Source organism: Niabella ginsenosidivorans, from assembly GCF_001654455.1.
GTDB classification, from domain to species: Bacteria; Bacteroidota; Bacteroidia; order Chitinophagales; family Chitinophagaceae; genus Niabella; species Niabella ginsenosidivorans.
Map to the genome: position 1 here is coordinate 1539948 of NZ_CP015772.1, position 21588 is coordinate 1561535.

General features: G+C 44.0%; 22 protein-coding genes. 15 read left to right on the forward strand and 7 right to left on the reverse strand.

What is annotated here, in order from left to right:
* The first annotated feature begins 51 nt into the window (after positions 1-51).
* On the forward strand, positions 52-312 hold the full coding sequence (locus A8C56_RS06380; RefSeq protein ID WP_067753506.1) for a GlsB/YeaQ/YmgE family stress response membrane protein: 261 nt from the start codon (positions 52-54) through the stop codon (positions 310-312).
* Between the two features lie 642 nt (positions 313-954).
* Complete coding sequence (locus A8C56_RS24360; RefSeq protein ID WP_157097891.1) at positions 955-1128, forward strand: hypothetical protein; 174 nt, start codon at positions 955-957, stop codon at positions 1126-1128.
* A gap of 114 nt (positions 1129-1242) precedes the next feature.
* Here A8C56_RS24360 and A8C56_RS06390 read toward each other — a convergent pair whose 3' ends face one another.
* The gene (locus A8C56_RS06390) at positions 1243-1452 is read right to left on the reverse strand and encodes a hypothetical protein (protein ID WP_067753512.1); all 210 of its coding nucleotides are present in this window, start codon (positions 1450-1452) and stop codon (positions 1243-1245) included.
* A complete protein-coding gene (locus A8C56_RS06395; RefSeq protein WP_067753515.1) occupies positions 1442-1696 on the reverse strand; it encodes a SymE family type I addiction module toxin in 255 nt (84 codons plus the stop codon). The genes A8C56_RS06390 and A8C56_RS06395 overlap by 11 nt, the downstream gene beginning before the upstream one ends.
* A 155-nt stretch (positions 1697-1851) precedes the next feature.
* On the opposite strand from A8C56_RS06395, the gene A8C56_RS06400 reads away from it, so the two are divergent.
* The 3 genes from A8C56_RS06400 (at position 1852) to A8C56_RS06410 (ending at position 3520) form a co-directional block, all read left to right on the forward strand.
* Entirely contained in the window at positions 1852-2289 is a 438-nt protein-coding gene (locus A8C56_RS06400; RefSeq protein WP_084490061.1) for a helix-turn-helix transcriptional regulator, read from the forward strand.
* A 171-nt stretch (positions 2290-2460) separates the two neighbouring features.
* A complete protein-coding gene (locus A8C56_RS06405; RefSeq protein ID WP_218917260.1) occupies positions 2461-2907 on the forward strand; it encodes a helix-turn-helix transcriptional regulator in 447 nt (148 codons plus the stop codon).
* Between the two features lie 172 nt (positions 2908-3079).
* Positions 3080-3520: a helix-turn-helix transcriptional regulator gene (locus tag A8C56_RS06410; RefSeq protein ID WP_245645780.1), complete on the forward strand. Its 441-nt coding sequence runs from the start codon at positions 3080-3082 to the stop codon at positions 3518-3520.
* 294 nt (positions 3521-3814) lie between these two features.
* On the opposite strand, the gene purU is transcribed toward A8C56_RS06410, so the two are convergent.
* Complete coding sequence (gene purU / locus A8C56_RS06415) at positions 3815-4648, reverse strand: formyltetrahydrofolate deformylase (protein ID WP_067753518.1); 834 nt, start codon at positions 4646-4648, stop codon at positions 3815-3817.
* A 72-nt stretch (positions 4649-4720) separates the two neighbouring features.
* Here purU and bshC point away from each other — a divergent pair, with 72 nt between their 5' ends.
* Both bshC and tnpA read left to right on the forward strand, forming a co-directional pair.
* Positions 4721-6322: a bacillithiol biosynthesis cysteine-adding enzyme BshC gene (gene bshC, locus A8C56_RS06420; RefSeq protein WP_067753521.1), complete on the forward strand. Its 1602-nt coding sequence runs from the start codon at positions 4721-4723 to the stop codon at positions 6320-6322.
* Between the two features lie 986 nt (positions 6323-7308).
* Complete coding sequence (gene tnpA / locus A8C56_RS06430; RefSeq protein WP_067753525.1) at positions 7309-7785, forward strand: IS200/IS605 family transposase; 477 nt, start codon at positions 7309-7311, stop codon at positions 7783-7785.
* Between the two features lie 131 nt (positions 7786-7916).
* Here tnpA and purE read toward each other — a convergent pair whose 3' ends face one another.
* Entirely contained in the window at positions 7917-8432 is a 516-nt protein-coding gene (purE, locus tag A8C56_RS06435; protein ID WP_067753527.1) for a 5-(carboxyamino)imidazole ribonucleotide mutase, read from the reverse strand.
* A 398-nt stretch (positions 8433-8830) separates the two neighbouring features.
* Here purE and pncB point away from each other — a divergent pair, with 398 nt between their 5' ends.
* From pncB to A8C56_RS06455, 4 genes are all read left to right on the forward strand, one after another.
* Positions 8831-10018, forward strand: a complete 1188-nt coding sequence (pncB, locus tag A8C56_RS06440; protein WP_067761683.1) for a nicotinate phosphoribosyltransferase — start codon at positions 8831-8833, stop codon at positions 10016-10018.
* A 203-nt stretch (positions 10019-10221) separates the two neighbouring features.
* Positions 10222-10968 carry a murein L,D-transpeptidase catalytic domain family protein gene (locus A8C56_RS06445; protein WP_067753529.1) on the forward strand — a complete coding sequence of 249 codons (747 nt, stop codon included), beginning with the start codon at positions 10222-10224 and terminating at the stop codon, positions 10966-10968.
* 426 nt (positions 10969-11394) lie between these two features.
* Entirely contained in the window at positions 11395-13392 is a 1998-nt protein-coding gene (locus A8C56_RS06450; protein ID WP_245645782.1) for a sialate O-acetylesterase, read from the forward strand.
* Between the two features lie 73 nt (positions 13393-13465).
* Positions 13466-14197, forward strand: coding sequence for an esterase family protein (locus A8C56_RS06455; protein ID WP_067753531.1), 732 nt, complete (start codon positions 13466-13468; stop codon positions 14195-14197).
* A 193-nt stretch (positions 14198-14390) separates the two neighbouring features.
* On the opposite strand, the gene aat is transcribed toward A8C56_RS06455, so the two are convergent.
* Positions 14391-15035: a leucyl/phenylalanyl-tRNA--protein transferase gene (gene aat / locus A8C56_RS06465; protein ID WP_067753537.1), complete on the reverse strand. Its 645-nt coding sequence runs from the start codon at positions 15033-15035 to the stop codon at positions 14391-14393.
* Between the two features lie 17 nt (positions 15036-15052).
* Complete coding sequence (locus tag A8C56_RS06470) at positions 15053-15355, reverse strand: ATP-dependent Clp protease adaptor ClpS (RefSeq protein ID WP_067753540.1); 303 nt, start codon at positions 15353-15355, stop codon at positions 15053-15055.
* Positions 15356-15578: 223 nt separating this feature from the next.
* Here A8C56_RS06470 and A8C56_RS06475 point away from each other — a divergent pair, with 223 nt between their 5' ends.
* The 4 genes from A8C56_RS06475 to A8C56_RS06490 all read left to right on the forward strand — a co-directional run bounded on the left by A8C56_RS06475 (position 15579) and on the right by A8C56_RS06490 (position 19643).
* Complete coding sequence (locus A8C56_RS06475) at positions 15579-17258, forward strand: GMC oxidoreductase (protein ID WP_067753543.1); 1680 nt, start codon at positions 15579-15581, stop codon at positions 17256-17258.
* A 60-nt stretch (positions 17259-17318) separates the two neighbouring features.
* A complete protein-coding gene (locus A8C56_RS06480) occupies positions 17319-17978 on the forward strand; it encodes a gluconate 2-dehydrogenase subunit 3 family protein (protein WP_067753546.1) in 660 nt (219 codons plus the stop codon).
* A gap of 217 nt (positions 17979-18195) precedes the next feature.
* The gene (locus tag A8C56_RS06485; protein WP_067753549.1) at positions 18196-19113 is read left to right on the forward strand and encodes a sugar phosphate isomerase/epimerase family protein; all 918 of its coding nucleotides are present in this window, start codon (positions 18196-18198) and stop codon (positions 19111-19113) included.
* Positions 19114-19451: 338 nt separating this feature from the next.
* Positions 19452-19643 (forward strand): hypothetical protein, encoded by a 192-nt coding sequence (locus A8C56_RS06490; protein WP_067753552.1) that lies wholly within the window; start codon positions 19452-19454, stop codon positions 19641-19643.
* 60 nt (positions 19644-19703) lie between these two features.
* Here A8C56_RS06490 and abc-f read toward each other — a convergent pair whose 3' ends face one another.
* Positions 19704-21587, reverse strand: coding sequence for a ribosomal protection-like ABC-F family protein (gene abc-f, locus A8C56_RS06495; protein ID WP_067753555.1), 1884 nt, complete (start codon positions 21585-21587; stop codon positions 19704-19706).
* Position 21588 lies beyond the last annotated feature (1 nt).

The window sequence follows — 21588 nt, forward strand, 5'->3', positions numbered from 1 at the left end:
TAGTAACTTTAAGTGTTGAGCTATTATTCACCTTATAAAAACTAAAAAACTATGGGTATTTTATCTTGGATCATTTTTGGGCTCATTGCCGGCGCCATTGCCAAAGCGTTACACCCGGGTAAGGATCCCGGTGGATGGATCATTACCATCATTATCGGTATTGCCGGCGCTTTTGTAGGCGGCTGGATCGGTAATATGATTGGCTGGGGCGAACCCAATAATTTTAGCATCAGAAGCTTTTTTCTTGCCGTTATAGGAGCTGTTATTCTGTTATGGCTCTATAGTATGGCCACCAGGAACAAGGGCTCATAACCCCTGAATCAAAGAAAAGAACGGAATCATCCCATAGCGGGGTGATTTTTTTATGCATATTAAATGCCACCGGGGCTGAATCTAAAAAGGTACCTGGTTGTCATATTGATACAATGAGGCAATGACAGGTATGCTTATTGTTCCTCAACCAGCTAAAGGTTTGTTCCTCCCCGGAGGGGAATATGGCAGAGATTCTTAATTCAGGCAGTATGGCCTTCGGAATAAATGTAGGTTCATTATCCCCCGCTGGCGGGGGCGGAACTTCGATTTTAAGGATAACACGAATGGGGGTGGGCTGGAGGGGATAAGGCTGTGATCCTTAATTCAGGAGAAATGGAAAACCGGATAAACGCAATTGGTTTCCAGATTTTAGGAAAGCAATAAAAGAGTGGAGACAGAGTGGAAAGGATACTTTCTATTGGAAGGGGATAACAAAAAGATTATCCCCCTTTTTACCTGCTGGTTTGTTGTACACTCCTTCTATTCCCCCGCCAGCGGGGGAGATTGTATTGTCATTTTACAGATCCGGAACGGCTGTTTTGCCCTCCTGAACCGCTTTACAGTGGTTGGTAAACCCTTTAAAATGGGTGTGGCACCCCATCGTATACGTTATTCACTGCTCCGTACCATTAAAATAATGATATGAAGCATTCCGGAACAGGAAAAAACCGGTTGGCTAACCACAACAACAGGGTTGGTAACCGCAATTTTGCCCTTCTGAACCGCTTTACAGCGGTTGGTAAACCCTTTAAACTGGATGTGGCAACCCATCCTATACGTTATGTACTGCTCCGTACCATTAAAATAATGATATGAAGCATTCCGGAACCGGAAAGAACCGGTTGGCTAACCGTAATAATGAGGTTGGCAACCGCTGTTTTGCCCTTCCAAACCGCCTTTTTCACCAGCAAACTAAACTAATGCTATTTATTATTTCAATGGAATTGCTGTATGATCTATAACATCCAGCAATTCCATTAGGGCGGTAATGTCCAGTACCAGTTCGCCCAAATTATCAATGCGATTATCCGGGTGGCTGCCTATATAATGCGCCAGTAAGGTGCGTAGGTGGCGGTTCATACAATCAGCTGGGTATTTTTTCAGCCAGTGCTTTAATTTTAGCGGTTTTTTATTTTTCATGTCCGGTTGTTTTAAGGGCAGCTTCCTTATTAAAGGAATTGTTAAGTGTTATGGTTAATTTATTGGGTTCAATAGCTACATCCACATACCGGCCGGCCTCAAACCCACCCGTAGTTAACCACTTACCCATCAGCCTTATTTCAGGGTAGTGGGCAGTAGCACTATTATTATAGCCTGTCAGATAATAAATGATGGCTTTTTCATACACTTTTAAAGTGCGTATTTTGCGTTGGTTATTTTTCATAGTTATAATTTATTATAACCACAAAGCACACATAAATAGCTTTTGTGCGCAACATTTTAAGCCTGTAAAATACAAGGCCCTTTTTGTTTTTTACCGTGGTATTTTACGTATTTTTATAAATGAAATACAATTATATTAATGCTTAAATTTGACCTATGACAAATACAGATGCCATGCAAAAAAAGATACACCAGGGCCATAATATAAAACGTTTCCGCGAAATGATGGGTATAAAACAGGATGCGCTGGCTGCTGACCTGGGTGATGACTGGAACCAGCAAAAAATTTCACTGCTGGAGCAAAAAGAAACCATTGATGCGCCCCTGCTGCAACAGGTAGCAGAAGCCTTAAAACTGCCCGTTGAAGCCATAAAAAATTTTGATGAAGAACAGGCTATCGTTAATATCCAAACGAATTATGGCGGAACCAACACCAGTGCTAATCAAATCACTTATGAAAGTTGTACAATTAACCCTGTGGAAAAATGGCTGGAGGCTTTAGAGGAAAATAAAAAGCTGTATGAGCGTATGATCAAGGAAAAGGACGACATGATATATACCTTGCAAGCCATGCTTGAAAATATGAAGAAATAAGGATGTGGGAATGCAGCGGCCGGAAATGGGCCTGTACTTGTGGCAGATCTGCCCGGCCGGTAAATTTTTTTGATGATTTTTTCTTTTCTTTCCTCCGTGGATATTGCATTGGATAACACCTGACAGCGGTAAAAAAGAAAAATACAATTTATTAATACTTAAATTTGACCTATGACAAATACAGATGCCATGCAAAAAAAGATACACCAGGGCCATAACATAAAACGCTTCCGCGAAATGCTGGGCATAAAGCAGGATGCGCTGGCTGCTGACCTGGGCGATGACTGGAACCAGCAAAAAATTTCACTGCTGGAGCAAAAGGAAACTATTGATGCGCCCCTGCTGCAACAGGTAGCAGAAGCCTTAAAATTGCCCGTTGAAGCCATAAAAAATTTTGATGAAGAGCAGGCAATTCAATTTATTTCTAATACAATCAACAATAATGATAATGCGGTAATGCACGGCCCGTCATTATATAGCTATTGTCCTACGTTTAATCCTATTGAAAAATGGCTGGAAGCTTTAGAGGAAAATAAAAAGCTGTATGAGCGTATGATCAAGGAAAAGGACGACATGATATATACCTTGCAAGCCATGCTTGAAAATATGAAGAAATAAGGATGTGGGAATGCAGCGGCCGGAGATGGGCCTGTACGTGCGGCAGATCTGCCCGGCCGGTAAATTTTTTTGATGATTTTTTTCTTTTCTTTCCTCAGTGGATATTGCATTGGATAACACCTGACAGCGGCAAAAAAGAAAAATACAATTTATTAATGCTTAAATTTGACCTATGACAAATACAGATGCCATGCAAAAAAAGATACACCAGGGCCATAACATAAAACGTTTCCGCGAAATGCTGGGCATAAAGCAGGATGCGCTGGCTGCTGACCTGGGCGATGACTGGAACCAGCAAAAAATTTCACTGCTGGAGCAAAAAGAAACTATTGATGCGCCCCTGCTGCAACAGGTAGCAGAAGCCTTAAAATTGCCCGTTGAAGCCATAAAAAATTTTGATGAAGATCAGGCAATTAACATAATCTCGAATACAGTTAACAATAATGATAATGCCAACGGGAATACTTTATTTAGCTACTATCCAACCATTAATCCCATTGAAAAATGGCTGGAAGCTTTAGAGGAAAATAAAAAGCTGTATGAGCGTATGATCAAGGAGAAGGATGATATGATATACACCCTGCAAGCTATGCTTGAGAATATGAAAAAATAAGAATGGATTGATGGCAGCGGCTGCATCCATTGGTCTTTACCTATAATTTTTATCTTTTACGTCCTCCGCATATGTTGCGTTCTGAAGCTTCAGAATAGTGGTATGTTTGCATTTTTCAATAGGCCGCCCTTTACAGGGCTCCATTCCGGATAAGGCATTTATTTTACCAACGGGTTGCCCTTACAGGGCTGTCTCATAAGGGGAATATGTCGGTAAATAGAGGCTATCAGGTGCTCCTTGAGTCTGCCTCAGCGAAGTGCCCCGCTGTAATATGGAAAGGTTAAACAACTGCTGTCAGTTCTCAAATACCACGGTCTTATTATTGTCAACAATTACACGGTCCTGCAGCACTAATTGCAGGGCTTTGGCAAGCACGGCTTCTTCCACTTCCTTCCCTAAAACAACCATATCCTTAACGGAATGCGCATGATTAACAGGAATGATCTGCTGTGCAATGATCGGCCCTTCATCCAGTGTGTCCGTTACAAAATGGGCAGTGGCGCCAATCAGCTTTACACCCCGCTCGTGCGCCTGCCGGTATGGATTGGCCCCAATAAATGCCGGCAGGAAAGAATGGTGAATATTAATGATCTGCCGGGGATAAGCGGCCACAAACTGGGGCGACAGGATCCTCATAAACTTAGCCAGTACAATATAGTCAAACGTGTGCTTATTAAGTACGTTCAGTAATTCCTTTTCAAAAGCTTCCCTGCTTTTGTTAGTGTGATCCACCTGGTGAAAGGGAATATCAAACTTTTCGGTCAGCGGTCTTAAAGTGTCATGGTTACCGATCACGCATTCAACAGAAGCGCCCAGGGTGTTAAAATAATTACGCAGCAATATATCTCCCAGGCAATGATATTCTTTAGTAACCAGCACGGCTATTTTTTTTTGCTGCGCATTGTTCATAAGGATACTGCTGTTTTGCGGAAGCACTGCTCTTAAGCGTTGTTCCAGTCCGGTTGTCTGGGAAGGCGCGCCGGCTATTTCCAGCCTCAGGTAAAACCGGTTCTCATCAACAGTCACATATTCGCGCATTGAAATGATATTAAGCCCGGCATCTGCCATTACCTTTGAAACGGATGCCACAAGCCCTACCTGGTCTGCGCACTGTATTAAAATAATCATTTGCTAAAAATAAAACTATTTCATTTTAAAAATGTTATTGTATTTTTCAATCTGGATCGTAATTGGTTTTGTATGGATTGTAGGAGCACTACTATTTCTTATGCGGAAACCGGTTTCTTTAGTAAGCTGGTGGTCGATTATTTAAATGAGAACGGACTGTTAAAGCCGTTCTGCAATGAATTTCCGTCTGAGGCTGCTCTTAAAAACGCCATTGAAAGAAGAAAAGCAGTTACCGTAAACCGGGCTTTGCTGGTGCAGGCATTGACGGAGCAATATGCAGCAACTGCAACCAGTGAAAAAGTACAGGAGCAGATCCGCTTATTGCAAAAGGAAACAACCTTTACCATTGTAACGGCGCATCAGCCAAATATTTTTACAGGGCCGCTCTATTTTATTTACAAGATCCTGCATGCCATTAAACTGGCTGCATATTGCAAGCAGTTGTTTCCTCAATATGATTTTGTTCCTGTTTATTACATGGGAAGCGAAGATGCCGACCTGGCAGAACTGGGAGAGGTTGTTGTTAACGGCGAAAAACTGATATGGAGCACGGGGCAGACCGGTGCTGTGGGAAGAATGAAGGTAGACCACCTGCTGCTGGAGCTGCTTGGCCGGATTGAAGCACAGGTGGGCGTATTGCCTTACGGGCCGGACATTGTTGCACAGCTGAAAGCATTTTATAAAGAAGGCGCATCCATACAGGAGGCGACCCTGCAATTGGTAAATGAATTGTTTGCAGATTATGGCCTGGTAGTGGTGATTCCTGATAGTCCGCTTTTAAAATCGGTAGCAAAAGACCTTTTCAAAGATGAATTGCTGAACGGAAGGTCATCCGGCCTGGTGGCAGAAACCGCGCAGCAGTTAGTGGATGCAGGGTATAAAGTACAGGCGCACAGCCGGGAGATCAATTTATTTTATCTTACGGATGAAGGCCGGTATCGGATTGAGCGAGAGGGCGACCACTGGAAAGCAATGGACAGCCGTTATTTATTTACCAGAGAGACGCTGTTAAGAGAGGTGGATGAGCATCCGGAACGGTTTAGCCCCAATGTGATCTTACGGCCCCTGTTCCAGGAAATGATCCTCCCAAATGTACTTTTCATTGGCGGCGGGGGAGAGCTGGCCTACTGGCTGCAGCTAAAAAAGATATTTGATCATTACACGGTGCCTTACCCGTTATTGGTACTGCGTAATTCGTTTCTCTTTATCAATAAAAAGCAGAAGGAGCTTGTTGAAAAATTAGGTTTTCCCGTTCCGCAGTTGTTTCATACTTCCTTTGATCTTAAGAAACAATGGATCGAAGTCCATACAACCAACAACCTTGATGTGGACAAAACTTCTGATGCGCTGGCAAAGAATTATGACAGCCTTAAAAAGCAGGCAGCGCTCATTGATAGTACCCTGGTACAGCATATTAGCGCGCTGGAAACCGTGGCGCAGAAAAAAATCACTGAATTAGGAAAGAAAATGCTGCGCGCTGAAAAACGCAATCACCAGGATGCCATGAACCAGGTAGAAAAGTTGAAGAACCAGCTATTCCCCGGGGGTAGTCTTCAGGAGCGGGTGGAAAATTTTATCCCGTTGTATGCCCGGTATGGAAAACCGCTGATGGATGCGCTTTATAAACATTCTTTAGGACTGGAACAGCAATTTGTGATCCTGGAAGAAGGATAGAGAATATTGCGGTGCGCTGCACCTTTGTTGGAATATGGAATCCTGTTCTATAGAGATGACGCCGCTCTGCGGCAACATTGTCATGCAGTTCCGGTGCAGCGCACCGGGAAATTATTAGGTTCCGGAGTATAGTAATTATAGAGCCGCGGCGCTGCGAAACAGGATGATGCGGAATGTTTGAATATTTTCTGAGTTTTTACAAATCCGGCCCCTTTATTGAAAATGGAATATCGTTCCGCGAAGATAGTACCGCTCTGCGGTAATATCGTTATGAAGGTACCGGTGCAGCGCACCGGAAGATCATTAGCTGCTGAAGCAGAATAGTTATAGAGCCGCAGCGCGGCGAAACAGGATAATGTGGGATGTTTGAATATTTTCTTGATATTTATCAATCCGGCATCTTTGTTGAAAATGGAATATCGTACCGAAAGATCGTGTTGCCCTGTGGTAATATCGTTATGAAGGTACCGGTGCAGCGCACCGGGAAATTATTAGGTTCCGGAGTATAGCAAATTATAGAGCCGCGGCTGCGAAACAGGATGATGTGGAATGTCTGAATATTTCCTGAGTTTTTACAAATCCGGCATCTTTGTTGAAAATGGAATATCGTACCGAAAGATCGTGTTGCCCTGTGGTAATATCGTTATGAAGGTACCGGTGCAGCGCACCGGGAAATTATTAGGTTCCGGAGTATAGCAAATTATAGAGCCGCAACGCGGCGAAACAGGATAATGAGGGATGTTTGAATATTTTTCCTGAGTTTTTGTAAATCCGGCCCCTTTATTGAAAATGGAATATCGTTCCGCGAAGATAGTACCGCTCTGCGGTAATATCGTTATGAAGGTACCGGTGCAGCGCACCGGAAGATCATTAGCTGCTGAAGCAGAATAGTTATAGAGCCGCAGCGCGGCGAAACAGGATAATGCGGAATATTTGAATATGTTCCTGAGTTTTTGTAAATTTAACGGTAACCTAAATATATTGCTATGGCAAACACCTATACACAATGTTATCTGCATTTGGTTTTCTCTCCTAAAAACCGGGAAGCTTTAATTGCAAAAGAATGGAAAACGAATCTGGAAAAATACATTACCGGTATTGTTCAGAACCATAAGCACAAACTCCTGGCAATTGGAGCAATGCCGGACCACATCCACATTTTTATCGGGTATAATGTAAACCAGTTGATCCCTGACCTGGTAGAAGCCATTAAAACATCTTCCAACGCCTGGGTCAAACAAAACAGATTTACAAGGTACAAATTTGAATGGCAACGCGGATACGGGGCCTTTACCCATTCCCATTCCCAGGTAGCTACACTGGTAAAATATGTTCTCTCACAGGAAGAACATCATAAAAGGAAAAACTTTCGGGAAGAGTACCTGGGTCTTTTACATGAATATCAGATAGCTTATAAGAACGAATATCTTTTTGACTTTTTTGAGGACACGGGCAGTTTCTAAGTGTATTAGAAGCAGGACGGGTCATCTATAAAAGGTGTATATACTGGTATATTCAATTGCGCGTAAATCTCTCAGTCTTTCGGCGTAACGGGCCTCTCAAAAATGGAAGTCCGGGAACCGGAATGCCCGCTTCAGTCATCAAACTCATTGGGTTGACCTGCATCCTTTAACCGGCCAACTTTTAGCAGCACTTCGTCTTCCAATGCTTTCTTGTAATTGGCGATCTTTTTATGGGTGGCTTCATCTGATGCCCCGATGATCTGCGCAGCCAGGATGCCCGCATTCTTTGCGGCATTCAGCGCCACGGTGGCCACAGGTACGCCATTGGGCATTTGTAGAATGCTCAGTACAGAATCCCATCCGTCAATGGAGTTGCTTGATTTTACGGGTACACCGATTACAGGCAGCGTAGTAACGGAGGCAATCATTCCCGGCAAATGCGCAGCACCTCCGGCACCTGCTATGATCACTTTTAATCCACGTTCCTTTGCTTTTTCAGCATAATGAATCATCCTGAGAGGAGTGCGATGCGCAGATACAACGGTTATTTCGTATTCGATACCCAGCTCTTTTAAAACTGCAGCAGCCGGTTCCATTACCGGAAGATCACTGTCGCTGCCCATAATGATGCCTACCTGTATTGCCATGCTGCAAAGAACGGTAAAAAGTAGCTACCTTAAAATATATTTTTGAAACAGAGCGCTGAAGGAATCCTGCTGCCACCTGCACCGCAGCTGAAGTGAGTGACACAACGATGCCGAGGTGGTGCACTGCAGCTGACAAAAAATAAGGCCCGGCACTTAAAGATAGGAATAGTCATATGCCTCTGGCTGGGCACAGGGGTGAACGAATAGCTCTGCCACTCATACACCAATCAGTATGCACATTATTGGCGTTGTTTTGATCGAAGACTTCGTTTTTATTCTTATTCGTGCATTAGTGGCAGATTTTATATTTTTATATATCCGCCCTCACAGGAAGTACCTTGAATGCCGTTTTTCATTTCGCTTTCTGTACATTTGAAAAAATTAATGCCGGTCTGAAGATGAAGCAAGCTGAATTCCCGTTCCCGTCCGTATCGATACTTGATAATGATTTTTATAAGTTTACCATGCAATGCGCGGTCATGCAACTGTTCCCTGATGTACGGGCCCGGTATACCTTTATTAACCGGGGCAACCATGAATTTCCTGAAGGGTTCGGGGATGCTTTACAAAAACAGATTGCCCGTATGGCTGAGTTAAGGCTGACAAAAGAGGAACAAAAATACCTTGCAAAAAATTGTCCGTATCTGAACGCGGCTTACCTGGATCTGCTGGCCGGCTATCAGTATGATCCCGGCGAGGTGCATATTGAGCAGCATGGTAAGGATCTTACGGTAACAGTGGAAGGGCATTGGTTCCGGACCATCCTGTGGGAAGTACCGATCTTATTTCTGATAAGCGAATTATACTACCGCATTACCCACCAGGACCGGGCAGGTGATAATGCGGTCATTAAAAATACGATTGAAAAAACCGGGATCTACAAAGATCTGGGTGTTCCTGTTGCAGAATTCGGAACCCGCCGGAGGCATTCTTACAGGGTACAGCAACTGGTAGTGAATAGTCTGGCAAAACATGGTGGCAGCAGCTTTGTGGGAACAAGCAATGTGCACCTGGCTATGGCTTCTAAAACAAGGCCCATCGGCACGCATGCCCATGAATGGTTCATGTTCCATGGTGCTAAATTTGGGTTTACCATGGCCAATGCGCTGAGCCTGGAACACTGGACGGATGTATACCGGGGGGATCTTGGGGTGGCACTTTCCGATACTTATACCAATGATGTTTTTTTTGAGCAGTTTGATAAAAAATTTGCAAAGCTTTTTGATGGGGTAAGGCATGATAGCGGCGATCCTATTGCATATGCAGAAAAAGTGATTGCCCATTACAAAAAACTGGGCATTAACCCTGCCTATAAATTCATTATTTTTTCTGACGGGCTCAATACCGAAAAAGTGGCTGAAATTACGCATGCCACAAAAGATAAGATCGGTATTTCATTTGGTATTGGTACCAATCTTACCAATGATGTGGGGTTGCATCCTATGAATATTGTAATGAAGCTAACAGGCGTTCAGTTTGACGGAAAGCGATGGGTGCCTACGGTAAAACTTTCTGATGAAAAAGGTAAACATACCGGTGAGCCCAAAATGATTCAACTGGCAAAGGAAGTTTTAGGAATTGAGTAACAGATATATATAAATTTATTTATATTAAATATTTTATTTAGGTTTTTGGTAACAGAAAACAGGGATGCATGTCCTAACTTTGCGCTGGTTTTTAGGAATTTTACAAATTGTTAATTTCCGGCCATTACAGAAGATCTTATAAGATCAGTTTAAACCTTACAATTATTGTTAGTATCTAATTAAAAAAAGTAATTTTTTTAACTATGAGGTTTTTTGTTGTCAAAAAGATAATGCCCTTTATACTGTTCCTTACTGCGGTTGTTAATCTTTCGTGGCGTTCAGATGTTCCGTTGCCCGTGAAAAGCGACCTGGGGATCATGAACCAGTACCGGCTGTTTTACAATTTAGGTGTAAAATTTACTTATTATAATATTGCCTATGATAGTCTTCATCTGAACCTGCAGGGATTATCGGAAAAAGCATTTATTTATGCGCTGAACGGTTTTGAGGAGCTGCAGCAGGAGGGGATTGCTAAAAATGATTCTATCATAACAATCATTGATTTTGATCAGCCAAGCACCAGCAAAAGGATGTATATAGTGGACCTTAAAAATTACAAAGTACTGTTCAATACATGGGTGGCACATGGCAAAAATACCGGAACGCTGATGGCTTCTTCTTTTGGCAACACGATGTCTTCTAATAAAAGCAGTCTTGGTTTTTACCTGACGGATCAGCCTTATTATGGCGACAACGGGTATTCGCTGAAACTGATCGGATTGGAAAAGGGGATTAATGATATGGCGTTGCAGCGGGCAATTGTGCTGCATGGAGCGGCTTACGTAAGCCAGTCGAGCATTAATCAACTGGGCTACCTGGGCAGGAGCTTTGGATGCCCGGCCGTTCCGCGTGAATTATCCAGGCCCATTATTGAAACCATTAAAGAAGGATCTGTTCTGTTTATTTATAACAGTTCCTATGCGCCTACCATACGGTATGTATACAGCTAATTGATGATGCAATATAAAACTAACAGGGAGCCGGGCAAAAACCCGGCTCCCTACGTTTGCAGAGAACAGATGCTTTTATATAAATAATACCTTTTACATTAAACCCCGTTCAATAAGTAATGTCATGGAGCTTGTCGAACCATGATTCATTTGACAAACTTCCTTCGTCAGGAAAACAATACTCTTTTAAAAGTATACTACTGGTATAAGCTCTGTATCGTTTTGCTGCTGTAATATGGCATTACAACGATGCACAGGCCGGCCCGGCATGCGGCTGCGTTAAGATCTTTACAAGAAAGGGAAACTCAATACTGATTGTTAGCTAAAACTTTTTCTGTGCAGTTCTGTGTAATCCGTGAGGGTGTTCTTTATAGAGTTTCATGTTTTTTGAGATAAAAGGGATGCAAAAAAATATCCGTATTTTTAATGGGTATAAACGAAATTTTTATGCCCTACCGGAAATTATTTTATCTGCTGCTCAGTGCTGTAATCCCTGTTCTTTCCTTAAACGCTGCTGTAAAGCTGCCTTCCGTCTTCAGCAACAATATGGTGCTGCAGCAAAGAACGGATGCTGCGGTCTGGGGCACTGCCGCAGCAGGAAAAACGGTTACCGTTCAAACCTCGTGGGATAAAAGAACTTATCAGGCAAAAGCGGATGTTGACGGTAACTGGAAAATAAAGGTACATACCCCTTCCTTTGGCGGACCCTATACGGTACTTATTTCAGAAGAGAATATCATCACGTTGAACAATGTTTTAATTGGGGATGTATGGCTTTGTTCCGGTCAGTCAAATATGGAAATGCCCCTGGCAGGCTGGGGTAAGATTATGAATTATCAGCAGGAGATTGCAAATGCCAATTATCCTGATATAAGACTGCTGCAGGCTATACATGTAACAAGTAACATACCTAAAACGGATCTTGAAGTACGTAACAACGGGTGGGATGTCTGCACTCCGAAAACAGTTGCTGAATTTTCAGCAGTAGCATATTTCTTTGCAAGAGCAGTCTATGAAAAAACAAAGATCCCTATCGGTTTGATCCACAGCTCTTGGGGAGGAACGATTGCCGAAGCGTGGACCAGCTATGAAACCCTGCAAACGCTGCCGGATTTTGCGGCAGCGGCCCAAAAAATAAAAACAGCCCCCGAAACAGATAAGGCTGGTTATGAGGCGCAGATGAAAAAATGGGAGCAGGAAAAATACAAAGCCGACAAAGGATTTGAAAATGGTGCAGCGGTATGGGCGAAGCCGGGTTTGGATATCTCCGGTTGGAAGACAATGCGGGTACCGGGACTTTGGGAAGGAAAAGGCTACCCGGATCTGGATGGAGTGGCCTGGTTCCGGAAGAAAATAACAGTACCGGATAGCTGGGCCGGTAAAGATCTTACATTAAGTTTAAGTACGATTGACGATGATGATATTGCCTTCTTTAACGGGGTACAGGTAGGTGCAACTGTTGGTTATAATCAGGACAGAAGATATACTGTTCCCGCTAAACTGGTAAATAAAGGCGATAATTATATTGCTGTAAGGGTTGCTGATAACGGCGGCGGTGGCGGTATGTATGGTAATGTCAAAGAAATGTTTCTGCGAACGGCAGATGGGCAGCAGATCGACCTTTCAGGAGACTGGCTGTTCAAAATAGCATTCTCATTTAAAGACATTCCTCCCGCGCCGCAGAATCCTCAAAATCCCAACCGGCCTACGGTTTTATACAATGCTATGATCCATCCGGTCATCTCCTTTGCCATTAAAGGAGCCATCTGGTACCAGGGGGAATCGAATGCCGGCAGGGCGTACCAGTATAGAGAGCTTTTCCCGGCAATGATCAAAGACTGGCGCTCCAGATTTCAGTCGGGCGATTTCTCGTTTTACTTTGTGCAACTGGCCAATTATATGAAACGGGCAGATGAACCATCGGAATCTTCCTGGGCGGAACTAAGAGAGGCCCAGCTCATGACCACAAAGCTTCCCAATACCGGAATGGCAACCATCATTGATATAGGGAATGCAACGGATATCCATCCGAAAAACAAACAGGAAGTAGGCAGGCGCCTGGCACTGATTGCGCTGAATAAAATATACGGCCGGAAAAACGAGTATTCCGGCCCGCTTTACCGGTCACAAAAAATCAGCAGGGATAAGATCATTCTGATTTTTGATCATGCGCAGGGAATGACGGCTTCCGGTGGCAGCCTGAAGGGCTTTAGCATTGCAGGAAGCGATAAAAAATTTTACCGGGCGGATGCGGAGATAAAAGGAAATACCGTTATTGTTTCATCAAAAAATGTAAAAAGCCCGGTGGCTGTTCGCTATGCCTGGGCAGATAACCCCGAAGCCAGTCTTATAAACAGCGCGGGATTGCCCGCTTCACCGTTCAGAACAGATAGCTGGGAGGGCATTACAAAGGGCGTAAAGTAGTTTTTGGTGATTAATTTTAAATGATTACTTTGTAGTCATCATAAAAGAGTCAGCAACAACCAAAAACAGATGCATGGATAAAAATGTTACCTCCTGGTTCAGCCCTTCGCTGCAAAAGGAAATGCCGATTGTTTCTTATGGCAGCTTCGGAACCGTATTATTGCTGGTGCCTACCGCAGGCGCAGATTTCCTGGAATATGAACGATTCCTTTTAATTGACAGCCTGGTGCCGTTGATGGATGCCGGTAAGTTAAAGGTATACTCTGTTGACAGTGTGAATAATGAAAGCTGGCTGAATAAGAACATGAACAACTGGGATAAAGCACAGCGGCACGAACAATGGAATACCTATATTTATAATGAAGTGCTGCCTTATATAAAAAGCCAATCCGGGACGGATACTCCTGTTTTTATCAGCGGGGCCTCTTTTGGCGCCCTGCACAGCATGAACCTGTTTTTAAAACGCCCTGATCTGTTAAGCGGGGTTATTGCAATGAGCGGGGTATATGACCTGACCTATTATACTGACGGGTTTATGAATGATACTGTTTATTTTAACAGTCCCTGGCATTATATGCCTAACCTGACGGACCATGGTATCCTGGAGCAGATCCGTAAGAGCCCGCATATTCATATTTTAACAGGAGCAGGTGCGTATGAAGACCCTAAGGCCGGAGGTGAGTTTGCAAAAATTTTATACGATAAGGGCATTTACTATGAGTTTGATAACTGGGGCCCGGATTACAGGCACGACTGGCCTACCTGGCGCGCTATGCTGCCGCATTATATAGGAACAAGATTTTAGGTAATGCCTCCTGTTCTGAAGCCCCGGAACCCGGATCGTTTTTTCTGCGGGGATCCGCAGTGTCTGCAGGATCATTTATATGGATTGCGGCAACAATCATTTTTTTGTCTTCCGCTGTTCCGAAGGTTCGGAACGCGGATTGGCGCAGATCGTTTTTTTGCATTTCAGCGGCATCTGCGGGATCATTTCCTGGTTACAATGATTGGGGCAGATACTGCAGAAACGCTTTTCTGTCAATCATTCGTGCGCCCATGCTTTCCAGGTATTCTGAATAGACCTGGCAGTCGATCAGTTGCACCTTTTCCTTTTTTAACTGGTCCATGTATCTGGCAAATGCGTAGCGTGATGCGTTGCTGACAAGGCTGAACATGCTTTCGCCGCAAAACAGGGTTCCCAGGCGGATGCCATACAATCCCCCCACTAATTCATTGTTTTGCCACACTTCAGCACTATGGGCATATCCCATTTGATGCAATTCAGTATAAGATCTTACGATCTCATCAGTGATCCATGTGCCTTCCTGGCCGGCGCGTTTTACCTGCTGACAACAGCGGATCACTTTTTCAAATGCCTGGTTAATGGTAAAATGAAAGGCACTCTTATTCAGCAGGGATCTGACCGTTTTGCTGATCCTGAATTCATCCGGGAACAATACAAAACGGGGATCAGGGCTCCACCAGAGAACGGGAGGAGTTTCATACCAGGGAAAAATGCCCTTGGAATAAGCATGTAAAATCCGTTGCGGTGTCAGATCTCCGCCTATAGCCAGCAGTCCGTCCGGTTCTGCAAGATGCACCGGAGGAAAATAAGGAGCATCAGATAGCGCGAAAATGGGCATCCGGCGTTACTTTGTAATCAGGCAACCAGTTCTTCAATGGTTGCAGAAATGCCTCTGTCAAGAATAGCAGTGCACATGGGCTCAAGATCCTCGTACATTCCTTCTTTTACAGCGTACTTGCCCTTGAAGTGGATGAACAGGGAACATTGCTCTGCCTGTTCATAGGTATGACCGCATACTTCCATTAATGTTTCAATAACCCAGTCAAATGTGTTTACATCATCATTCCATACAACCAGCTGCCAGGATGGAGCCTCAGCTGTAAGCACATCGGTTTCCGCTTCTGTTTTTGTATATGGATTTGTTCCGGATTGATTCATTTTGCAAAGATAAATTATTCCTTATTAACAGGAGTTGGTGCCTTATTTGTTAGAAAAAATTAAAAAAATGTCAAAAATAAATGCTATGTATCCAATACACAATACCATTCATGGAATTGTAAAAAAAATAAGTTTTAAATTCAATTTAAAACAATACTTTTATAGCTATATAAATGATTGTATTTACGACTAACGATTTTGTGAAATCTTTAAAAACAGTTTAATGGCAGAAAATACGTACGACGCGATTGTCATCGGCAGCGGTATTTCCGGAGGGTGGGCTGCAAAAGAGCTCACTGAAAAAGGATTAAAAGTGATCATGCTTGAACGGGGCAAGAATATTGAGCATGTCAAAGATTATGTTAACGCCGGCAAAGCCCCCTGGGAGTTCGCGCACCGGGGCAGTAAAACGCAGCAGATGATCAAGGATCATCCCGTTTTAAACCGCGATTACCCTTTGAACGAAACCAACCTTGACTGGTGGGTTGATGAAAAAGAATCGCCTTATACAGAAATAAAACGTTTCGACTGGTTCCGGGGGTACCATGTTGGCGGACGCTCTTTATTATGGGGCCGTCAGAGTTACCGGTGGTCCGACCTGGATTTTGAAGCCAATGCGAAAGATGGGATAGCTATAGACTGGCCGGTACGTTATAAAGAAATTGCGCCCTGGTATGACTATGTAGAAAAGTTTGCAGGTATCAGCGGCAACCGTGACGGTATTGCACATTTACCGGACGGGCAATTTATGCCAGGAATGGAAATGACCGTAGTGGAAAAAGATTTTGCAGCTAAAATAAAAGGCCTGTACCAGGGGCAGCGTCATGTGATTATCGGCCGTACAGCCAATATTACCCAGCCCTTACCGGGGCGTACCAATTGTCAGTACCGGAACAAATGCTGGCTGGGCTGTCCGTTTGGTGCCTACTTCAGCACCCAGTCATCCACCTTGCCGGCAGCAATGAAAACCGGCAATCTTACGTTGCGCCCGATGAGCATTGTTACAAAAATCTTGTACGACAAGGATAAAAAACGTGCTACCGGTGTGGAAGTGCTGGATGCTACTGATAACAAAACGTACACTTATAATGCAAAGATCATCTTCCTGAATGCTTCTACGCTAAACAGTACCTGGATCTTATTGAATTCAGCTACTGATGTTTGGCCGGGAGGTTTGGGAAGTTCCAGCGGTGAACTGGGACATAACCTGATGGACCACCATCTGGGGGTAGGCGCATCCGGTCGTGTGGAAGGGTATGAAGATAAATACACTTACGGGCGTCGTGCCAATGGTATTTATATTCCGCGTTTCCGGAATATAAATGGTGAAAAACGCGACTATATCCGGGGTTTTGGGTATCAGGGCGGTGGCAGCAGAGGCCGCGGTAACGCTTCCGCTGAAGAGCTTTCTATTGGTGTGGGCTTAAAAGAGGCCTTAACAGAACCAGGCAGCTGGAGCATTGGTATCGGAGGTTTTGGCGAAATATTACCTTATCATGAAAATAAGGTGACACTGGATAAGGATAAAAAAGATAAATGGGGATTGAATGTATTGGCCATTGATTCGGAATGGAAAGAGAATGAGCGGAAAATGCGGGTGGATATGAAAAATGACGCTATTGAAATGCTGGAAAAATTTGGCGCTAAAGATGTTCAGGGAAGAGAAGGCGATGGTACTATTGGCCGGGGTATCCATGAAATGGGTACTGCGCGTATGGGAGCAGATCCCAAAACGTCTGTACTGAATAAATGGAACCAGATCTGGGATGCTCCGAATGTATTTGTAACCGATGGGTCTTTTATGGTTTCAGCCAACTGCGTAAACCCATCGTTAACCTACATGGCCTTTACTGCCCGTGCCGTGGATCATGCGGTAGAAGAGTTGAAAAAACAAAACCTTTAAAAATCAGATCAGCCCTGTAAGGGCTTTAAGAACCTTACAGGGCTCTTAAAATACGAAACTATGAACAGGAGAGATGCTTTAACACGCGTAGGCCTTTTATTAGGCGGCAGCATTATTGGGGCCGAAGCCTTTTTGTCAGGATGTAAAGCCAGCAGTTCCAAGGCTGCGGGCTTTTCTGCTGAGAATATCGCATTGCTGGATGAAGTAGGCGAAACGATCATACCGACAACTCCCGATTCTCCGGGCGCCAAGGCGGCACAGATAGGTGAGTTTATGAAAACGATCGTAAATGATTGTTACACTGAAAACCAGCAAAAAACATTTACAGAAGGGATCGATCAGCTAAAAAAAGCCTGCAAGGACAAATATAAAAAAGACTTTGTCAGCTTATCACCGGCCGAAAAAACAGAGTTCCTTACTGCCCTGGATAAAGAGGCTAAAGACTATGTAAATACAGAAGATTATAAAAAGAAAAAGGCGGCTTTTGACCAGCAGCAGGATGACTGGGTAAAAGCAGAAGAGGCTAAAAAGAATTTTGGAGCTTCCCATTTAAAGGAAAGCTTTCCGCCTCATTATTTTTCAATGATAAAACAACTGACCCTTTGGGGGTACTTTACTTCCAAACCGGGCGCTACGCAGGCTTTGCGGTATATGGAGACCCCGGGGAAATTTGATGGGGCTTATCCGTATAAGAAAGGAGATAAAGCCTGGGCGCTGTAACAGGCGGTACGGGCGCATTCAGATCCTGGCCTGGTAACCGGTTGCGGTAGCTGACAGGCCTGGATCTGATTTTTTTTATAGATATTTAAGGCTTATGGGCTGTTATTAATACTGGCTGTTTTATCCCGTCCGGAATATTGAGATTGCTGTATCTTTAGGCCATTATTAGTATAACCAGGTATTCACCGGGTGCTGTATGAACCTTTAAAACCATGCTATGTCAATAAAACGAAAAGAATTTCTTCAGCAGGCAGCTGTATTGTCTGCAGGACTATTGGGAGCCCGTTCTGTATTTGCAGCGGTAAAGCCCTCCCGTTATGAAATATCATTAGCAGAGTGGTCCCTGCACAGAGCCTTGTTTAATAAAGAGATCACTAACCTGGATTTTCCGCGCATTGCAAAAAAAGATTTTGGGATATCTATTGTAGAGTATGTAAATGTTTTTTTTAAGGACAAAGCAGAAGATACGGCTTATTTGAACCAGTTGCTGGCTGTATGCAAAGATAATGGTGTCAGCAATCACCTGATTATGTGCGATGGGGAAGGAGAACTGGGCAATATCAATGACGCCGAGAGAAAAAAGGCGGTAGAAAATCATTATAAATGGGTGCATGCAGCAAAATATCTTGGCTGCAGGACCATACGGGTGAATGCTGCAGGTAAGGGTACGCCGGAAGAAGTGGCAAAAGCGGCAGTGGATGGATTAAGCAGCCTTGCAGATTATGCCGCTAAAGAAAACATCAATGTGATCGTGGAAAACCATGGGGGCAACTCCTCCAATGGAAAATGGATGGCGGGTGTTATGAAAACGATCAACAAAAAAAATATGGGTACCCTGCCCGATCTTGGCAATTTCTGCCTGAAATATGGAGAGAACTGGAAGTGTGTGGAGGAGTATGACCGCTACCAGGGGGTAAAAGAGCTGATCCCTTTTGCCAAGGGCGTAAGTGCCAAAACACACGACTTTGATGCAGCCGGCAATTGCATAGAAACAGATTATAAGAAGATGTTTGATATCATCGATCAGTCAGGTTTTCGTGGGATTGTTGGCATTGAATATGAAGGTGAACAGTTGGGAGAGCATGAAGGAATCAAAAAAACACGGGAGCTGTTAAAAAAAGTGATCGGAGTATAGCGCTGCGTTATTAATAAATGCTGTAAACGGGGGGCCGAAGGGAGATTTCCGTTTTTAATTTATCACTTTTAAAACTAGTGTCATGTCAGCTATAAAGTGTTGGGCAATATTTCCCTCAGATGTTGCACCTGTCTGCCGGCGAGGCCGGGAAAAGCGCAGAATGATTTAATTACCTTCGTAATTCAGCGCATTCTGCGGGAGGTTCCAAATGAAAATTCAGGCTGGACGGGCTTATAGCCCGGGTTTTTATTCCGGTCATTTTAACAATGAGCTGAAGCTGCCTGTTCACACATTAAACAGGGCTACACTTCTACACTATTATAGCAATTCCCCAGGTAATGCTCTGGTACGCTTTCAATCATGGAAGGCCGTCGGCTGATTTCATAAAACAAATCCGGAATTTATTCCGGGAGGTAAAGCCGCTTTGTGAAGCATTAGGTGCCATAGGCACTATTTCTTTAGCTATAGGAAATGCTTCTGGTAGCGCACACAATGGTGCTTCCGCTATTGAGTTGACGGCTATGGTGTAGATCCCCAACTATGGCGCAGGAATATTTTTATCAGGCCGGGAAATTGTCCTACACGCTTTTTTAGCCTTCAATTAACTCACTTAATTCCAGCCAGCGCAGCTCTTTTTCATCCAGCAAAGTGGCGACTTCGCCGATGCGGCGGGATAATTGTTCCAGTTCCTCAAATCCAAGATCGCTGTTCGCTAACTGTGCGGCAATGGCTTCCTTTTCGCTGGTCAGTTCCGCGATCTCTTTTCCCAGGAGCTCATATTCCCTTTTTTCTTTAAAAGAGATCTTTTTGCCGCCAGGTTTTGAAACTGCAGGCTCTGGTTTTTCTGGCGCATTTTGTTTGGAGGCAGGCGTTCCGGCAGGTGCTGCTTTCTCCTGCAAACGGTATTGGGTATAATTACCGGGGAAGTCTTTAATGACTCCGTTCCCTTCAAAGACCAGTAAGTGGTCTACCAGCCGGTCCATGAAATACCGGTCGTGAGATACGATCAGCAAGCACCCGGGATAATCGCTTAAAAAGTTTTCCAGCACAGAAAGAGTAGGGAGGTCCAGGTCGTTGGTAGGCTCATCCAGTATCAGGAAATTGGGATTACGGAACAAAATGGAAAGCAGGTGCAGCCGTCTTTTTTCACCACCGCTCAGCTTACTGATATAGGTATATTGCTTATCTGGATCAAACAAAAATAATTGCAGGAACTGTGCGGCGCTTAAAGTGCCGCCATTGGCAAGCGGGAAATTTTCCGCTATGTTTTTTACAAATTCAATCACCCGCAGATCTTCTTTTATGACCAGTCCCTGCTGGGAATAATTGCCGAATACCACCGTATCCCCGATGTTGATCTTACCGCTGTCCGGAGCATCAATGCCCTGAAGTATATTAATGAAGGTCGACTTCCCTGCCCCGTTCCTGCCAATGATACCGACCCGTTCGCCCTTTTTAAAGGTATAATCAAAACCGTCCAGTATTTTTTTGGTACCAAAGGCCTTGTAAACCTTTTTCATTTCTGCAATCTTGCCGCCCAGGCGGTTCATTTTCATTTGCAGCTGTACCTGATCGTCAGTTACCTGTTGTTTGGCAGTTTTTTCGATAGCATAGAAATTTTGTTCCCTGCTCCTGGACTTGGTAGTGCGTGCCTTGGGCTGTTTGCGCATCCATTCCAGTTCCCTGCGGTAAAGGTTTTTGGCCTTGTCAATGGTTGCGTTCAGGTTTTCAATGCGCTGTGCTTTTTTTTCAAGGTAATATTCATAATCTCCTTTATGCTCATAGAGCGTACTGCCTTCTATTTCCCATATTTCATTGCAAACGGCATCCAGAAAATACCGGTCGTGCGTTACCAATACCAATGTTACGTGCTCTTTTCCCAGGAAATGTTCCAGCCATTCTACCATGCTCACATCCAAATGGTTGGTAGGTTCATCCATGATCAGCAATACATGCCTGTGCTCAAAGCCAATATCGATCAGGGTCCGGGCGAGGGCTACCCGCTTTTTCTGGCCGCCGCTCAGTATGCTTACCTTTTGATCCAGTTGGTGTATATTTAATCTGCCAAAGATCTGTTTTACCCTGGCATCAAAATCCCAGGCGTTCAGCTCGTCCAGCTTTGCCAATGCAGCACCTATACGTTCTGCATCGTTGCTTTCAGTGGCCAGTTCGTATTCCCTGATCGCCTGCACAATGGGATTGTCATGAAAAAAAATATTTTCTGATACAGAGAGCGTTTCATCCAGGGTAGGCTCCTGTTCAAAAAGGATTGCTTCAACATCTTTATGAATCCAGAGTTTCCCCTTATCAGGAGTTTCGCGGCCGGCCAGTATTTTTAATAAAGTGGATTTCCCTGTTCCGTTACGGGCAACAATGGCTATTTTATCTCCTTCCTCAATATGGAATGAGATGTCTGAAAATAAGGGCTGGATACCATAACTTTTTTCTAATCCTTCTGCTGAAACGTAATGCATT

What these genes read in the sequence shown, in the direction of transcription:
- A8C56_RS06380 (WP_067753506.1), top strand. Translation starts at nt 52, where the DNA reads ATGGGTATTTTATCTTGGATCATTTTTGGGCTCATTGCCGGCGCCATT.
- A8C56_RS24360 (WP_157097891.1), top strand. Translation starts at nt 955, where the DNA reads ATGAAGCATTCCGGAACAGGAAAAAACCGGTTGGCTAACCACAACAAC.
- A8C56_RS06390 (WP_067753512.1), bottom strand. Translation starts at nt 1,452, where the DNA reads ATGAAAAATAAAAAACCGCTAAAATTAAAGCACTGGCTGAAAAAATAC.
- A8C56_RS06395 (WP_067753515.1), bottom strand. Translation starts at nt 1,696, where the DNA reads ATGAAAAATAACCAACGCAAAATACGCACTTTAAAAGTGTATGAAAAA.
- A8C56_RS06400 (WP_084490061.1), top strand. Translation starts at nt 1,852, where the DNA reads ATGACAAATACAGATGCCATGCAAAAAAAGATACACCAGGGCCATAAT.
- A8C56_RS06405 (WP_218917260.1), top strand. Translation starts at nt 2,461, where the DNA reads ATGACAAATACAGATGCCATGCAAAAAAAGATACACCAGGGCCATAAC.
- A8C56_RS06410 (WP_245645780.1), top strand. Translation starts at nt 3,080, where the DNA reads ATGACAAATACAGATGCCATGCAAAAAAAGATACACCAGGGCCATAAC.
- purU (WP_067753518.1), bottom strand. Translation starts at nt 4,648, where the DNA reads ATGATTATTTTAATACAGTGCGCAGACCAGGTAGGGCTTGTGGCATCC.
- bshC (WP_067753521.1), top strand. Translation starts at nt 4,721, where the DNA reads ATGGATTGTAGGAGCACTACTATTTCTTATGCGGAAACCGGTTTCTTT.
- tnpA (WP_067753525.1), top strand. Translation starts at nt 7,309, where the DNA reads ATGGCAAACACCTATACACAATGTTATCTGCATTTGGTTTTCTCTCCT.
- purE (WP_067753527.1), bottom strand. Translation starts at nt 8,432, where the DNA reads ATGGCAATACAGGTAGGCATCATTATGGGCAGCGACAGTGATCTTCCG.
- pncB (WP_067761683.1), top strand. Translation starts at nt 8,831, where the DNA reads ATGAAGCAAGCTGAATTCCCGTTCCCGTCCGTATCGATACTTGATAAT.
- A8C56_RS06445 (WP_067753529.1), top strand. Translation starts at nt 10,222, where the DNA reads ATGAGGTTTTTTGTTGTCAAAAAGATAATGCCCTTTATACTGTTCCTT.
- A8C56_RS06450 (WP_245645782.1), top strand. Translation starts at nt 11,395, where the DNA reads ATGGGTATAAACGAAATTTTTATGCCCTACCGGAAATTATTTTATCTG.
- A8C56_RS06455 (WP_067753531.1), top strand. Translation starts at nt 13,466, where the DNA reads ATGGATAAAAATGTTACCTCCTGGTTCAGCCCTTCGCTGCAAAAGGAA.
- aat (WP_067753537.1), bottom strand. Translation starts at nt 15,035, where the DNA reads ATGCCCATTTTCGCGCTATCTGATGCTCCTTATTTTCCTCCGGTGCAT.
- A8C56_RS06470 (WP_067753540.1), bottom strand. Translation starts at nt 15,355, where the DNA reads ATGAATCAATCCGGAACAAATCCATATACAAAAACAGAAGCGGAAACC.
- A8C56_RS06475 (WP_067753543.1), top strand. Translation starts at nt 15,579, where the DNA reads ATGGCAGAAAATACGTACGACGCGATTGTCATCGGCAGCGGTATTTCC.
- A8C56_RS06480 (WP_067753546.1), top strand. Translation starts at nt 17,319, where the DNA reads ATGAACAGGAGAGATGCTTTAACACGCGTAGGCCTTTTATTAGGCGGC.
- A8C56_RS06485 (WP_067753549.1), top strand. Translation starts at nt 18,196, where the DNA reads ATGTCAATAAAACGAAAAGAATTTCTTCAGCAGGCAGCTGTATTGTCT.
- A8C56_RS06490 (WP_067753552.1), top strand. Translation starts at nt 19,452, where the DNA reads ATGCTCTGGTACGCTTTCAATCATGGAAGGCCGTCGGCTGATTTCATA.
- abc-f (WP_067753555.1), bottom strand. Translation starts at nt 21,587, where the DNA reads ATGCATTACGTTTCAGCAGAAGGATTAGAAAAAAGTTATGGTATCCAG.